This window comes from Curtobacterium sp. MCBD17_034 (assembly GCF_003234515.1).
Taxonomy (GTDB): domain Bacteria; phylum Actinomycetota; class Actinomycetes; order Actinomycetales; family Microbacteriaceae; genus Curtobacterium.
The window spans coordinates 186,300-199,798 of sequence record NZ_QKTN01000004.1; the positions used below are offsets into that span (position 1 = coordinate 186,300).

General features: G+C 69.9%; 13 protein-coding genes. 5 read left to right on the forward strand and 8 right to left on the reverse strand.

Annotated elements, in window-relative coordinates:
* Positions 1-72: 72 nt before the first annotated feature.
* From tatC to lnt, 3 genes are read left to right on the forward strand one after another with little or no spacing between them, the layout of a single operon-like run.
* Positions 73-828 carry a twin-arginine translocase subunit TatC gene (tatC, locus tag DEI92_RS09530; RefSeq protein ID WP_111009341.1) on the forward strand — a complete coding sequence of 252 codons (756 nt, stop codon included), beginning with the start codon at positions 73-75 and terminating at the stop codon, positions 826-828.
* Entirely contained in the window at positions 825-3,323 is a 2,499-nt protein-coding gene (locus DEI92_RS09535) for an RNA helicase (protein WP_111013304.1), read from the forward strand. The genes tatC and DEI92_RS09535 overlap by 4 nt, the downstream gene beginning before the upstream one ends.
* An 11-nt stretch (positions 3,324-3,334) precedes the next feature.
* On the forward strand, positions 3,335-4,981 hold the full coding sequence (gene lnt / locus DEI92_RS09540; protein ID WP_111013305.1) for an apolipoprotein N-acyltransferase: 1,647 nt from the start codon (positions 3,335-3,337) through the stop codon (positions 4,979-4,981).
* A gap of 57 nt (positions 4,982-5,038) precedes the next feature.
* Here lnt and DEI92_RS09545 read toward each other — a convergent pair whose 3' ends face one another.
* The 3 genes from DEI92_RS09545 to DEI92_RS09555 all read right to left on the reverse strand — a co-directional run bounded on the left by DEI92_RS09545 (position 5,039) and on the right by DEI92_RS09555 (position 7,196).
* A complete protein-coding gene (locus DEI92_RS09545; RefSeq protein WP_111009061.1) occupies positions 5,039-5,404 on the reverse strand; it encodes an RNA polymerase-binding protein RbpA in 366 nt (121 codons plus the stop codon).
* Positions 5,405-5,508: 104 nt separating this feature from the next.
* On the reverse strand, positions 5,509-6,717 hold the full coding sequence (locus tag DEI92_RS09550; protein WP_111013306.1) for an SPFH domain-containing protein: 1,209 nt from the start codon (positions 6,715-6,717) through the stop codon (positions 5,509-5,511).
* Entirely contained in the window at positions 6,714-7,196 is a 483-nt protein-coding gene (locus tag DEI92_RS09555) for an NfeD family protein (protein WP_146242824.1), read from the reverse strand. Before DEI92_RS09555 ends, DEI92_RS09550 begins: the two co-directional genes overlap by 4 nt.
* A gap of 184 nt (positions 7,197-7,380) precedes the next feature.
* On the opposite strand from DEI92_RS09555, the gene DEI92_RS09560 reads away from it, so the two are divergent.
* Both DEI92_RS09560 and DEI92_RS09565 read left to right on the forward strand, forming a co-directional pair.
* On the forward strand, positions 7,381-8,151 hold the full coding sequence (locus DEI92_RS09560) for an SDR family oxidoreductase (protein ID WP_111009058.1): 771 nt from the start codon (positions 7,381-7,383) through the stop codon (positions 8,149-8,151).
* 12 nt (positions 8,152-8,163) lie between these two features.
* Positions 8,164-8,613, forward strand: a complete 450-nt coding sequence (locus DEI92_RS09565) for an NUDIX hydrolase (RefSeq protein ID WP_111013308.1) — start codon at positions 8,164-8,166, stop codon at positions 8,611-8,613.
* A gap of 5 nt (positions 8,614-8,618) precedes the next feature.
* Here the strand turns inward: DEI92_RS09565 and DEI92_RS09570 are convergent, their stop codons facing one another.
* From DEI92_RS09570 to DEI92_RS09590, 5 genes are all read right to left on the reverse strand, one after another.
* Positions 8,619-9,014: a VOC family protein gene (locus tag DEI92_RS09570; protein WP_111009056.1), complete on the reverse strand. Its 396-nt coding sequence runs from the start codon at positions 9,012-9,014 to the stop codon at positions 8,619-8,621.
* 65 nt (positions 9,015-9,079) lie between these two features.
* Positions 9,080-9,625, reverse strand: a complete 546-nt coding sequence (locus DEI92_RS09575) for a DinB family protein (RefSeq protein ID WP_111013309.1) — start codon at positions 9,623-9,625, stop codon at positions 9,080-9,082.
* Between the two features lie 26 nt (positions 9,626-9,651).
* Positions 9,652-11,028 carry an NtaA/DmoA family FMN-dependent monooxygenase gene (locus DEI92_RS09580; protein WP_181434800.1) on the reverse strand — a complete coding sequence of 459 codons (1,377 nt, stop codon included), beginning with the start codon at positions 11,026-11,028 and terminating at the stop codon, positions 9,652-9,654.
* 871 nt (positions 11,029-11,899) lie between these two features.
* On the reverse strand, positions 11,900-13,009 hold the full coding sequence (locus DEI92_RS09585; protein ID WP_111013311.1) for a DNA cytosine methyltransferase: 1,110 nt from the start codon (positions 13,007-13,009) through the stop codon (positions 11,900-11,902).
* Between the two features lie 9 nt (positions 13,010-13,018).
* The gene (locus tag DEI92_RS09590; protein WP_111013398.1) at positions 13,019-13,462 is read right to left on the reverse strand and encodes a very short patch repair endonuclease; all 444 of its coding nucleotides are present in this window, start codon (positions 13,460-13,462) and stop codon (positions 13,019-13,021) included.
* Between the last annotated feature and the right edge of the window lie 37 nt (positions 13,463-13,499).

Below are 13,499 nucleotides of genomic sequence, written 5' to 3' on the forward strand. Positions count from 1 at the left end.
GCCATGGCCTCGACGACTGCGCGCGGACGCCAGCCTCGCCCGGGGATGCCGAAGAAGGACCCCGAGGGGCGGATGTCCCTCGGACAGCACCTCGTCGAGCTCCGCAAGCGCCTGTTCCGCGCCGTGCTCGCCATCGCCGTGTGTGCCGTGGCGGGGTGGTTCCTCACGCCGTGGGTGCTCGACGCCCTCCGCGCGCCGGTCCGCAACCTGGCCCGTGCCGGCGGCGGGCACGTCGCCGAGCTGAACTTCCCGGTGATCACCGGTGCGTTCGACCTCCGTCTGCAGATCGCGATCACGATCGGCATCGTCATCTCGAGCCCCGTGTGGCTCTACCAGGTGTGGGCCTTCATCGTGCCGGCGCTGGTCCGCCGCGAGAAGCTCTACGTCATCGGCTTCTTCGGCTCGGCGATCCCGCTCTTCCTCGGCGGCTGCTTCTGCGGGTGGTACGTCCTGCCGCACATCGTCGGGATCCTCGGCAGCTTCGTGTCGCACGAGGACGCCTCGATCGTGGACGCCAAGACCTACTACGACTTCGTCATCAAGCTCGTCCTCGCCATCGGCATCGCGTTCGTGCTCCCGGTGTTCCTCGTGCTCCTCAACTTCGTCGGGGTGCTCTCCGCCGCGGCCATCATCGGCTCCTGGCGCATCGCGATCCTCTGCATCCTCGTGTTCACCGCTCTGGTCACGCCGTCGGCCGACGTCATCTCGATGTTCCTGCTCGCCGTGCCGATGGTCGTGCTGTACATCGCTGCCTGCGCGGTCTCGTGGTTCCACGACCGGCGCGCGGCGCGACGTCAGGCAGCGGTGGACGCGGAGTACGGCCTGTGACCGACACGGGACTGACCCCGGCCGCCCGGTTCGCCGCCGCCCGCGCGCGGGCGCGGTCACGGAATCTCGAGCTGTTCCGCACCGAGCTCCGATTCGACCTCGACCCGTTCCAGATGGCGTCGTGCCTGGCGCTCGACGAGGGCCGCAGCGTGCTCGTCGCCGCGCCCACCGGTGCCGGGAAGACGGTCGTCGCCGAGTTCGCGGTGTGGCTCGCGATGCGTTCCCCGACGGCGAAGGTGTTCTACACCACGCCGATCAAGGCGCTGTCGAACCAGAAGTACGGCGAACTCGTCGACGCGTACGGCGAGTCGGAGGTCGGGCTGCTCACGGGCGACACCAACGTCAACCCGAGGGCGCGCGTGGTCGTGATGACGACCGAGGTGCTCCGCAACATGATCTACGCGGAGTCCGATCTGCTCGACGACCTGGCCTACGTCGTGCTCGACGAGGTCCACTACCTCGCCGACCGGTTCCGCGGGCCGGTGTGGGAAGAGGTGATCCTGCACCTGCCGAGTGAGGTCCGGCTCGTCTCCCTGTCGGCGACCGTGTCGAACGCCGAGGAGTTCGGCGACTGGCTGCAGGCGGTGCGCGGGGACACGGACGTCATCGTTTCGGAGGAGCGTCCGGTGCCGCTCGAGCAGCACGTGCTCGTCGGTCCGAAGCTCGTCGACCTGTTCGACTCGTCGGGTGCGGCGGCGACCAACCGTGTCAACCCGGAACTCATGCGACTGGTCGGTGGGGCCTCGCGGGGTGGCGACCGCAACGGCGGTCGAGGCCGCGGCCGCGGACGCGGTCCGGCGTACGACCATCGCGGGCCGCGCCAGGAACGCATGCACCGCGAGGGCATCGTCCACATGCTCGACGAGCGGCGGTTGCTGCCGGCCATCTTCTTCGTGTTCAGTCGGAACGGATGCGACCAGGGCGTGCGCCAGGTCCTCCGCTCCGGGATCTCGCTGACGACCGCCGCTGAGCGCCGCGAGATCCGCGAGACCGCCGAGTACCACTGCCGCACGCTGCTCGACGAGGATCTCGCGGTGCTCGGCTACTGGGAGTGGCTCGAGTGCCTCGAGCGGGGCGTCGCGGCGCACCACGCGGGTCTGCTGCCGGCGTTCAAGGAGGTCGTCGAGGACCTGTTCCAGCGCAAGCTGCTCAAGGTCGTGCTCGCCACCGAGACCCTGGCGCTCGGGGTCAACATGCCCGCTCGCACGGTGGTGCTCGAGAAGCTCGAGAAGTTCAACGGCGAGGCGCGCGTCCCGATCACGCCGGGGGAGTACACGCAGCTGACCGGCCGCGCCGGTCGCCGCGGGATCGACGTCGAGGGCCATGCGGTCATCCAGTGGACCGACGGCCTCGAACCACAGGCGGTGGCGTCGCTCGCCTCGCGCCGGACCTACCCGCTGAACTCCGCGTTCAAGCCGACGTACAACATGGCCGTCAACCTCATCGAGCAGTTCGGGCGGGAGCGGACGCGCGAGGTCCTCGAGACGTCGTTCGCGCAGTTCCAAGCGGACCGCTCGGTCGTCGATCTCGCCCGGAAGGCCCGATCGCAGCAGGAGTCGCTCGACGGCTACCGCCGGTCCATGGAGTGCCACCTCGGGGACTTCACGGAGTACGCGGCGCTCCGACGCGAGCTCTCCGACCTGGAGCGGTCGACGATCCCGGGCGGCCGCGAGTCCTCACACGGTGCGCGCCAGGAGCGGCAGGCCGCGATCAGCGAGGTCCGGCGACGCATGCAGCGGCATCCCTGCCACGCGTGTCCCGACCGCGAGGCGCACGCGCGCTGGGCCGAGCGCTGGTACCGCCTGTCCCGCTCCACCGACAAGCTGCTCGCGCAGATCCGCTCGCGCACCGGTGCGGTGGCGATCGTGTTCGACCGGGTGACCGACGTCCTCCTGGCACTCGGCTACCTGACCCGCGACGCGCCGGAGGACGTGGACGGCGTCCCGGTGCCGACGTCCGAGTCCGCGGGGGCCCGACGGGACGAGGTGCGCGTCGCCGCCGGTGGGCGCCGGTTGCAGCGCATCTACGGCGACCGCGACCTGCTCGTCGCGGAGTGCATCGAGGCGCACGTCTGGGACGAGTTGACACCGGCGCAGCTCGCGGCGATGGCGGCGACGATCGTCTACGAGCCCCGCCGCGAGGACGCTCCCGGCACGGAACACGCGCTGCCCCGCGGCGCCTTCCGTCCGGCCCTCGACGAGACGCTCACGATCTGGGCGCGCCTCGACGACCTCGAGCGGGACCACCGCCTGGCGGGATCGATGCCGCCCACGCCCGCGATCGCGCTCGGCGTCTTCCGATGGGCGTCGGGGTCCTCGCTCGACGACGTCCTCCGGACCCTCGACCTCGCCGCAGGCGACTTCGTCCGGTGGTCCAAGCAGGTGATCGACCTGCTCGACCAGCTCCGCAACGCGGCGGACGCGCCGTTGTCGCGCACCGCCTCCCGTGCCGCCGACGCCATGCGCCGTGGCATCGTCGCCTACGCGACGGTCTGAGGGACGATCCCATGACGACGACCGAGGACCGTCCGACGCGCCTGCCCGCCGTCGGCGCGGAGGCCGTGCAGTCGCCCCGTCCGACACCGCGGCGGCGCCGTCCCCGGCACCCCCTGCCGGTCTGGAGGCACGGCCCCGGTCACGACGCGGGCGCGGTCGGTGTCCTCCCGCGCTCCGTCGCGTACCCGCTGGCAGCGCTCGGCGGACTCGTCCTCGACCTCGCGTTCCCCGGGGCGGGCGTCTGGGTGCTGGCGTTCCCCGCCGTCGCGATGATGCTCCTCGCGGTCCGAGGACAGCGGTTCTGGGTGGCGTTCGGGCTCGGCTACGTCTTCGGCGCCGCGTTCTTCCTGGTCGACGTGGACTGGGCGGCGAAGTACCTCGGCCCGGTGCCCTGGCTCGCGCTCGCGCTGTTCGAGGCGCTGTTCCCGGCGCTCGGGGGAGCGGCCATGGCGCTCGCGTACCGGTGGGTGCCGCGGGCGGTTCCGACCGTCCTCGGTCGAGTGCTCCTCACGCCTGCGGTCGTCGCGGCGCTCTGGACGGGCCGCGAGTGGCTCGGCGGGAACTACCCGTACAACGGGTTCTCCTGGGGTCGCGTCGCCCTGAGCCAGTCACAGAGTCCCTTCGCACCGCTCGTCGCTTGGCTCGGGGTGCTCGGACTGACGTTCGTGCTCGTGTTCATGGTGGCGGCACTCGTCGCCCTCGCGGTCGAGGTCGGTGTGCGGCCGTTCGTCCGGGCCGTGCTCGCGGTCGGCGTCGTGGTGGTCGTCCTCGCGGTGCCGGCGTGGCCCGCGACGACATCGGGCATGGTCCGCATCGAGAGCGTCCAGGGCGACGGTCCGGCGGGGTACTTCGACGGCGCCGAGCCCGGCGAGGTCCTGTCGTCCCAGCTCGACGCGACGGACACGTCGGCCAAGGGCGTCGACATGGTGGTGTGGCCGGAGGCGTCGGCCGAGTTCGACCCTCGGCGTTCGCCCGGGGTGGCGGCGGCCCTCGACGCCCTGAGCACCGCCACGCACGCGCCGATCGTCGCCGGTGCGATCACCGAGAACGCCCGGGGCCAGTACCACAACACGTCCTTCGTCTGGCAGGCCGGCAAGGGCTGGCTGGGCTCCTACGACAAGGCCCATCCGGTGCCCTTCGGTGAGTACGTGCCCGACCGCTGGTTCTACAGCAAGCTCGCGCCGTCCCTGATCGGGCTGATCGGCCGTGACTACACGCCGGGGACGAAGCCGAACACCGTCAGCGTCGCGGGGGTGCGCGTCGGGCTCGCGATCTGCTTCGACATCGTCGACGACCGCCTGACCGACGAGATGACGGCCGCCCATGCGCAGCTCATCCTCGCCCAGACGAACAACGCCGACTTCGACGGCACCGACGAGAACCTGCAGCAGCTCGCGATCGCCCGGATGCGTGCGATCGAGACGGGGCGCTCACTCGTGAACATCTCGACCGTCGGTGCGAGCGCGGTCGTCGATCCGTCCGGACGCACCACCGACTCGGTTCCGGCCTACACGGCCACGTCGATGGTGACCGACGTGCCGCTGGGGACGAGCACCACGCCGGCGACCGTCATCGGCACCGGTCTGACGACCGTCGTCGTCATCGGTGGCGTGCTCGTCCTGCTCGGCGCGGCGCCGTGGCGCCGGCGCCGCACATGACGGGAGGGCCGCCCTCGTGATGAGGACGGCCCTCCCGGTCCGCAGGCGCTGACGGTGTCAGGCGCCGATCTTCTGTTCGCCACGTCGGGCGCGCAGGTAGGTCAGGCGCTCCTGCAGGAGCTCTTCGAGCTCCTCGCGGGACCGCCGCTCGAGCAGCATGTCCCAGTGGGTGCGCGGCGCTTTCGTGTCGTGTTCCTCGATCGGGACGGGAGCGCCGTCATCACCGAGGAGACGACCCTCCTGCCCGCTCCTGGGGGACTGCCACGTGTCGGGAATCTCCGCCTCGGCGGCGAAGACGACCTCGAACGTCGTGCCCTTGTCGGTCTGGTAGACGGCTCGCCTGCGCTCGGAGAACTCGACGCCCTCTTCGCTCTGGAGACTCTGGCTCCCGAGTCGCATGCCCCGGAGACTGCGATCAGCCATGGTTCGCTCCTTCCGCATCGCTTCCGTGTATGGGAACCGCGCTACCCGCCCGGGTGTTTCCGATGTTCGCGTTTCACAGAGGCTTCCCAGTCCCCGCGCGCCCGTCAGTCGTGCTGCGGCGAGCTCCCGTCGCTCGCGCCGAGGTGCTCGTCGACACTCCGATCCGACTCCGCCAACCGGGCGTCGAGCGCCGCGTCCGCTGCGTCGAGCGCCGCTCCGGGCGCCGACGAGGAGGGCGTCGTGTCGGCGAGGCTCGCCGCGGCGAGGGCCGAGATGCGGTTCATGAGGGCAGGAGCGGCCGACCCGCCAGCCTCGGTTCCGCCTGCGCGGCGGACCGGAGCGTTCCCGGAGTCTTGGTTGCGGGCGTCCTGGCCGGCGTCGCCGCTGCCCGCGCTCCCGACATGGGGTCGGCCGCCGCCTCCGAGCGGACCCGCCCCGAAGCCGCGCGCGATGCCCTGCAATGCCTCGGTGAACTCGCTCGGGATCATCCAGAGCTTGTTGGCGCTGCCCTCGGCGAGCTTCGGGAGGGTCTGCAGGTACTGGTACGACAGCAGCTTGTCGTCTGGGTCGCCCGCGTGGATGGCGCCGAACACCGTCGCGATCGCCTGGGCCTCGCCCTCGGCCTCGAGCACACGGGCCTTCGCTTCGCCCTCGGCACGGAGGATGGCGGACTGCCGCTGGCCCTCGGCCTCGAGGATCTGGGACTGCTTCGTCCCCTCGGCCTGCAGGATGGCGGCACGACGGCTCCGTTCGGCACGCATCTGCTGCTCCATGGAGTCCTGGATCGACGCGGGCGGATCGATCGCCTTGAGCTCGACCCGACCGACGCGGATGCCCCACTTGCCCGTGGCCTCGTCGAGGACGATGCGGAGCTGACCGTTGATGTTGTCGCGGCTGGTGAGCGCCTGCTCGAGGTTGAGGCCGCCGACGACGTTGCGGAGGGTCGTGGTCGTGAGCTGCTCGACCGCGCCGAGGTAGTTCGCGATCTCGTACGTCGCGGCCCGGGCGTCGGTCACCTGGAAGTACACGACCGTGTCGATCGACACGACGAGGTTGTCCTCGGTGATGACGGGCTGCGGCGGGAACGAGACCACCTGCTCGCGCATGTCGAGCAGCGGGCGGAGTCGGTCGATGAAGGGCACGAGCAGGTTGAGACCCGGTGTGAGCGTCTTGTGGTAGCGGCCGAGCCGTTCCACGACGCCGGCCCGCGCCTGCGGGATGATCCGGATCGCCCTGCTGAGCACGACGATCACGAAGATGACCACCACCACGATGAGCGCGATGAGCAGGATCGTCCCGGTGGAGACGGTCATGGTGTTGTCCTTTCGGTGAGGCGGACGACCGCCGTGGAGCCCTCGACGCCGGTCACGACGACCGGCGTGCCGAGGGGCGGGCGGACCGGGACCGCGGCGCCGGTGTCGGCGGCGATGCGCGCGCTCCAGGTCTCGCCGTTCGCCAGACGGACCTGGCCGGGGGCGGAGGCCGTGAACGCGACGACGACCTCGCCCGACATCCCGGTGAGTGCGTCGACGTTCGTGCGGTGCGGATCGGCACCCCGACCCAGCGCGTGGATGACGCGCGGTCGGACGAGGGCGATGAGCAGGAGGGACAGCGCCGCCGCGATGAGCACGGAGGCCCACCACGGGAGTCCGAGCAGCGAGGCGACGAGACCGCCGGCCGACCCTGCTGCGAGCATCACGAACACGAAGTCGAGCGTGAAGACCTCGACCACGAGGAACACGAGGACGAGGGCGATCCACACGACCACCCAGGTCCACATGACACCGTCCACGCGATCTGCCCTCCCTCGGGTCGCGTTCCGACGGCGCGTGCGTCGCACCGTCCGATCCAGGTGCCGCTCACGCTAGCAGCGCGGGGTGACAGCGGGACGGGAGGCCCGCGTTGCTAGGCTCGGACCCGGTCACGCGCGGTCCAACCGACGGCGGCGCGGGCCCGTATCCGAGGAGACACCACACGTGAGCAACCCCCTGGCCGCCGGTCGACTCGCCGGTACCCGCGCCCTCGTCACCGGGTCGTCCCGGGGGATCGGGGCGGACACCCTCGGTTACCTGGCGGAGGCGGGCGCCCGTGTGGTCGTGAACTACCGGAACAAGGCCAAGCGCGCCGACCAGATCGCGGAGCGCATCACCGCCGCGGGCGGCGAGGCCATCGCCATCGGCGCCGACCTCACGGACCACGACTCCGTGCAGGCGATGTTCGACACGATCGCCGAGCGCTTCGGCGGGCTCGACCTCCTCGTGCTCAACGCCTCCGGCGGCATGGAGGCCGGCATGGGCGACGACTACGCGCTGCGCCTCAACCGGGACGCCCAGGTCGACGTCCTCACGACGGCCGTGCCGCTCATGCCGGCGGGGTCGCGCGTCGTGTTCGTGACGAGCCACCAGGCGCACTTCGTCGAGACCGCCGAGACCCTGCCCGAGTACGTGCCGGTCGCCAAGAGCAAGCGGGCCGGGGAACTCGCGCTCCGTGACCTCATCCCGCAGCTCGACGCAGCCGGGATCGAGTTCGTGGTCGTCTCGGGCGACATGATCGAGGGCACGATCACGGCGACCCTGCTCGAGCGCATCAACCCGGGTGCGATCAGCGGGCGTCGCGAGTCCGTCGGCAAGCTCTACAACGTCGCCGAGTTCGCGGCCGAGGTCGCCCTCGCCGCGGTCGAGCCCATCCCGGCCGATCACACGAAGCTCGTCGGCGACGTGTCCGAGTTCGTCGGCTCGGCTTCCTAGCGGACCGCGGTCGTGACCGCGCTGCCGGGCCTGCGCCGCACCTCCCGGATCCTGCTGCTCGACGCCGACGGCCGCGTGTTCCTCATGGACACGCGCGCCCCGTCGAGCGACGGGTTCCACCGCTGGATCACCCCGGGCGGCGGTGTCGACCCGGGGGAGTCGCACCGCGACGCCGCGATCCGGGAACTCCGCGAGGAGACCGGCATCGTCATCGAGGACCCGGGGGAGTCCGTCTGGTCGTGGGACTTCGCGGTGGACTTCGACGAGGCGGACCACGACCGCGGCCACTCCGAGTTCTACGTCGTGCGGACCACCGGGTTCACCCTGTCGAACGCGGAGTGGACCGACGAGGAGCGCGTCGACATCCTCGACGCGCGCTGGTGGACGGCCGACGAGCTCGCAGCGACGACCGAGCCGTTCGAACCGCCGGAGCTGCCCGCACTCGTGCGCCGCTTCGCCTGACGCGGTCAGTCGCGCGGGGAGAGCACGCAGAACTCGTTGCCCTCGGGGTCGCGCAGGACGACCCAGGAGACGTCGTCGTCCTGACCGACGTCCGCGCGGGTCGCGCCGCGGTCGAGCAACGCCTGCACGTCGGTGGCCTGGTCGTCCTCCGGTCCTGGCGCGAGGTCGATGTGGAGTCGGTTCTTCACCGTCTTGCCTTCGGGGACCGGGACGAACACGAGGCCCGGACCCCGCTCGTGCAGGGGCACGAGACGAGAGGGATCGAGTGCGTGAGGCGGCACGATCACCGCCTCGTCGTCGGCTTCGTACACGAGTCGCCAGTCGAGCGTGTCCGCCCACCACCGCGCTTGCGCGTGCAGGTCCTGACAGTCCACGACGACGCTGTACCACCGAACGGTCATGTCCTGAGTCTGCCGAGCACGGCGGGCGACGACAAGCGCTGGCGGCGGCTCTCCGCCCGCGCCCGTCACTCGCCGACGAGTCCGTCCACGGCCTCCCGGATCAGGTCGGCGTGCCCGTTGTGCCGGGCGTACTCCTCGATCATGTGGCAGAGCACCCAGCGGAGGCTCGGCCGTCGCCCGTCCGGCCACGCCACGGCCGACGCCCGGTCGAGTCCGCCGTCCGCGAGCGCGGTCGCGACGGCGCCGCGAGCGCGCCCCACCGCCTCGGTCCACAGCGACCGGAGGGCGTCGGGGTCGTCGTCCGCGGCGGTCCGCCACTCCCAGTCCGGGTCGACGTCCCAGTCGACGGCGTCCCAGGGAGCGCGGTCGGGGTGCCCGAGCACGACGTGGTCGAACCAGTCGTCCTCGACGAGCGCGAGGTGTTTCAGCATCCCCCCGAGCGTCATGGTCGAGACGCCGACGCTCGTCGGGAGACCCGCGGCGTCGAGGCCCGAGGTCTTCCACGCGAATGTCGCTCGCTGGTACTCGAGGAACCCGACGAGTGTCGCGACCTCGTCGGCCGCGACCGGCGGCTCGGGGCGTCCCACCGCATCGACCATGACGTCGTCCATGGCGCGATGGTACGCGGTCCCCGGCGTCAGGACACCGTCGTCACGGCACCGGCGTTCCGGCGCAGCTCGGCGGGGAGGCGCCGGTGTCCGGGCCCGAAGAACCGCTCGCGCAGGGTGTCACCGACGTACTCGTCCCGGGCGAGACCGCGGGCACGGAGCACCGGCAGCAGGTACTCGATGAGATCCTCGTACGTGCCCGGTGTCATGTGGGGTTGGATGAGGAACCCGTCCGCATCCGTCGTCCGCACGAACTCCTCGACCTGGTCCGCCACGCTCGCGCCGGTTCCGACGAAGACGCTGCCGTTGATGCCCGTCACCCGGAAGTCCTCGATGATCTCGCGCACGGTGGGGCCGGGGCGACCGTCACGGCCGAGGTACCGCTGCAGGTTCGACAGCCCGAGCTCGGTCCGCTGCTGCGCCAGAGGCTGGTCCGGGTCGAGCGCCAGGAGGTCGACACCGGTGTTCCCGGCGAAGATCGCCGCGGCCCCCTCGGGGGTCGACATCGCGAGCATCTCCCGGTGCGTCCGCTGCGCCGCCTCCTCGGTCGGTCCGACGAGGAACAGCGCGCCGACCAGGACCTTCACGGCGCTGGGGGAGCGGCCGGCCTCGACCGCGGCCTGCCGGATCGCGGCGATGTTCCGTGCGACCCGCTCCGGTGCCCCGCCGGCGACGAACACGGCTTCGGCGTGCTCACCGGCGAACCGCATCCCGCGCCCCGATGTCCCGGCCTGGACGAGGAGCGGCGTTCGCTGCGGCGACGGCGGCAGGTTGAGGATGCCGCGCGAGCGGAAGTACGGCCCGTCGTGCGTGATCATCCGGACCCCGGCCGGGTCCGCGTACGTGTTCGTCGCCTTGTCCCGGACCAGCGCGTCGTCGGCCCACGAGTCCTCCCACAGCGCCAGGTCGAGCGCCAGGTAGTCGTCGGCCATGTCGTAGCGCTCGTCGTGCGGCACGAGGGCCTTGCCCATCAGGTCCGCCGCGGTCGCGCCCGAGGACCCGGTGACGATGTTCCAGCCGATCCGGCCCTTGGTGAAGTGGTCGAGCGTGGCGAACCGGCGGGCGTTCGCCGCGGGTGGTTCGACCGTGGTGGAGGCCGTGAGGATGAACCCGAGTCGCTCGGTCGCCGCGGCCAACGCGGTCACGAGCGGCATCGGATCGCCGCCCGGGATCCCACGACCCTCCTTGACCGAGGCCGGGATGAGTTCGCCGTCGAGCGCCGGGAACCCGTAGCTGTCGGCGAGGAACAGGAGGTCGAGCCGTGCCTCCTCGAACATCCGTGCCAGACGGATCCAGTGGTCGAGGTCGGTGAAGTCGGCCGAGCGGTCGTCGGGGTGCTGCCACGCCGACCCGACGGTGCCGTTCGGGCTGAGGCTCTGGAAGATGCCGAGGATGAGCGGGTCCATGTCCCATTGATGCCATGGATCGTATTTCGTGCGCATGAACACCGGCGGTTCGTCGGCACGGTCGGGAAGCACGGAACGCGTCCGGCACGGACGTCGGCGTTCCGAGCCTCTGACGAACCGGTGACCGCGCGTCTTCTACCCTCCGGGGTTTGGAATGCAGGACCCGCTCAACGGAGCACATGTCTTGGCCGGAGTAACCGTCTGCAGATCAGGTCGCGCACTTGTGGCGCCTCCTTGCGATTTGGCTTGAGCACGGGACAGGCCCCCGCAGCGGCGGCTGACTTCAATCCTCCCGTCGCGCTGTCAAGTGTTCCGTTCGGCCACTCCTGGCCCGACCGAGGAACTTCAGGAGCCGAGCTCTGGCGCAGCACCGGCGAGTCATCAGCATCCGACTCCTAACGGCATGATTTGACAGCACGATTCACGAGGGAAACGCACGTTCAGCTTCGACCGCTGCAAGGCGCTTTCTGTCCAAGCCGGCCGCTAGCCGCAGGTGGACCGGCTCCAACTGAACGCAAGGAGAAGCACTGGCTCTCTCGAAACTATTGGCACACATCGCATGCGGCCGTGTCCTCAGGCAGTCCGCACAATACGTCAGAAAAACCCTCGATGCGGTCATCGCTGCGAGCGTGAAGGGCGATTGCGTTGTCAAGCAGCCGCAGAGCGGTGCCGATGGACCAACGGTTGTCGACAGCTTAATCTGCTCGCAACGCGGGAGCTCGACTTCCTGCTGATGCCGAACCCATTGAACCTTGCGATCTCGGCGAAGCAGGTGGCTACGTGGTGTTCTCGCCGGGGCATAAGCGGTCGATATCGGTGTCGTTAGTCCCTGATGTTCCGATCCATCCCTGGTCTAGCCGAGCTGTCGCCCTCAGTTAACGACCTGTGCGAGATCGAGGGCGGACGGTGTGAGATTAAGCTCACTATTCGACGAGGCGACCGATGACTCCAGCCACGGCAAGATGTGGGTCGCGATCGCTCTGGCGAGGCCGACCGGCACCGCGTTCCCGATTTGCTTCGCTATTTCGGTCTTGCTTCCGTACCAGAGGAAGTCGTCTGGAAAACCCTGGATCCGCGCAGCCTCGAGGTGGGTGATTGGTCGATGTTCGGTCGGGTGAAGGTATCGACCCTTCTCCGGCTTGAAGAACTCAGTTCGAATGGTCACGGACGGTCGATCGAGCCAAAGACGGCCCATCACGTCACCCGAACCGGTCTTGTGCTTGCGCCAGCCCGGTGTCGACAGCTCGTCGGGCAGATCCCTCCGGTTGCCTCCCGGTGGAATAGCTCGGTAGCGGCGGATTGACGTGTCGGTGGGATTGCGCGTCACGTGGAGCTCGGTCGTCCGATAGGGACCTCGTCCCATCGCTCGGTCCGGCGGGAGTTCCGTGTCGACGACACTCCTTATCAAACCCTCGAACGCGTCCTCGACGGTAGCCCGACGAGTCGTCGTTGGCGGCTGGCCGAGCGGCGGAAGTTCGCGCTTGCGGCCTATCACGAAGCCCCGTCGGCGTGTCTGTGGGACGCCGTACTCGGCAGCGTTCAGAACGAATGGCTCGATTTCGTAATCCGCGAGACCGCCACCCGGCCGCACCTCGTGCTTCAGATCCTCGAACTGCGGTGAGCGGAAGAACTGAGGGACGTTCTCGATGATGAACGCCGTCGGCTGCAGGCGTTCGAGCGCATTTACGAATTCGCGCCAGAGCACGTTTCTCGGATCGAGCGGGTTCTGCTTCCCGAGGGCGGAGAAACCCTGGCACGGAGGTCCACCGATCACGACGTCGGCGGACCCGGGGAGTTCGCCTCGGAGCCAGTCGCGGATGTCACCGCTGAACACGTGGTCGCCGAAGTTTGTGGCGTAGGTCTTCGCTGCCATCCGGTCGATCTCGACGGCAGCGATGGGTGAGTAGCGGCCCACCTCCACGAACCCTTGAGTCATGCCCCCGCATCCCGCGAAGAGGTCCACGAGATCGAAGTTTCTCATGCGGTGATACTAGATCGAGCGGCCGACGGTGCAGCGGCTGGCGCGCCGTATCAGCACCAGCGCCTCGATCGCGTCGGTCGCAGCTTCCGGGTCCTCGTGCTCCCAAACCCGTATAACTGCCCACCCTGCTTCTTCGAGCGCGTGGCGCGTGTCCAGATCCCGTGCTGCGTTCGTGGCGAGCTTGCGCTCCCACCAGTCGTGATTCGTGCGCGGCGACGTTCGGTGCAGTGGGCAGGCGTGCCAGAAGCACCCGTCGACCAGGACCGCGACCCGTTCGCGAGCGAAAGCGAGGTCGATGGACCTGCGTGGTCGCCCCGGAACCGGGGCGACCAGCCTGAAGCGGAACCCGTGAGCGTGCAGACGCCTCCGGATCCTGACCTCGATGCCGGTGTCGCGACGACGTTGCCGGGCAAGACGCGTGCTGACCATGTCGTCGCGCGGCACAGGACGCATGCCGAACACCCTACGTCTCGTTCGACCACACTTCGGG

What these genes read in the sequence shown, in the direction of transcription:
- tatC (WP_111009341.1), top strand. Translation starts at nt 73, where the DNA reads ATGTCCCTCGGACAGCACCTCGTCGAGCTCCGCAAGCGCCTGTTCCGC.
- DEI92_RS09575 (WP_111013309.1), bottom strand. Translation starts at nt 9,625, where the DNA reads ATGGACGACGTCATGGTCGATGCGGTGGGACGCCCCGAGCCGCCGGTC.
- DEI92_RS09550 (WP_111013306.1), bottom strand. Translation starts at nt 6,717, where the DNA reads ATGACCGTCTCCACCGGGACGATCCTGCTCATCGCGCTCATCGTGGTG.
- DEI92_RS09580 (WP_181434800.1), bottom strand. Translation starts at nt 11,028, where the DNA reads ATGGACCCGCTCATCCTCGGCATCTTCCAGAGCCTCAGCCCGAACGGC.
- DEI92_RS09545 (WP_111009061.1), bottom strand. Translation starts at nt 5,404, where the DNA reads ATGGCTGATCGCAGTCTCCGGGGCATGCGACTCGGGAGCCAGAGTCTC.
- lnt (WP_111013305.1), top strand. Translation starts at nt 3,335, where the DNA reads ATGACGACGACCGAGGACCGTCCGACGCGCCTGCCCGCCGTCGGCGCG.
- DEI92_RS09590 (WP_111013398.1), bottom strand. Translation starts at nt 13,462, where the DNA reads ATGCGTCCTGTGCCGCGCGACGACATGGTCAGCACGCGTCTTGCCCGG.
- DEI92_RS09570 (WP_111009056.1), bottom strand. Translation starts at nt 9,014, where the DNA reads ATGACCGTTCGGTGGTACAGCGTCGTCGTGGACTGTCAGGACCTGCAC.
- DEI92_RS09585 (WP_111013311.1), bottom strand. Translation starts at nt 13,009, where the DNA reads ATGAGAAACTTCGATCTCGTGGACCTCTTCGCGGGATGCGGGGGCATG.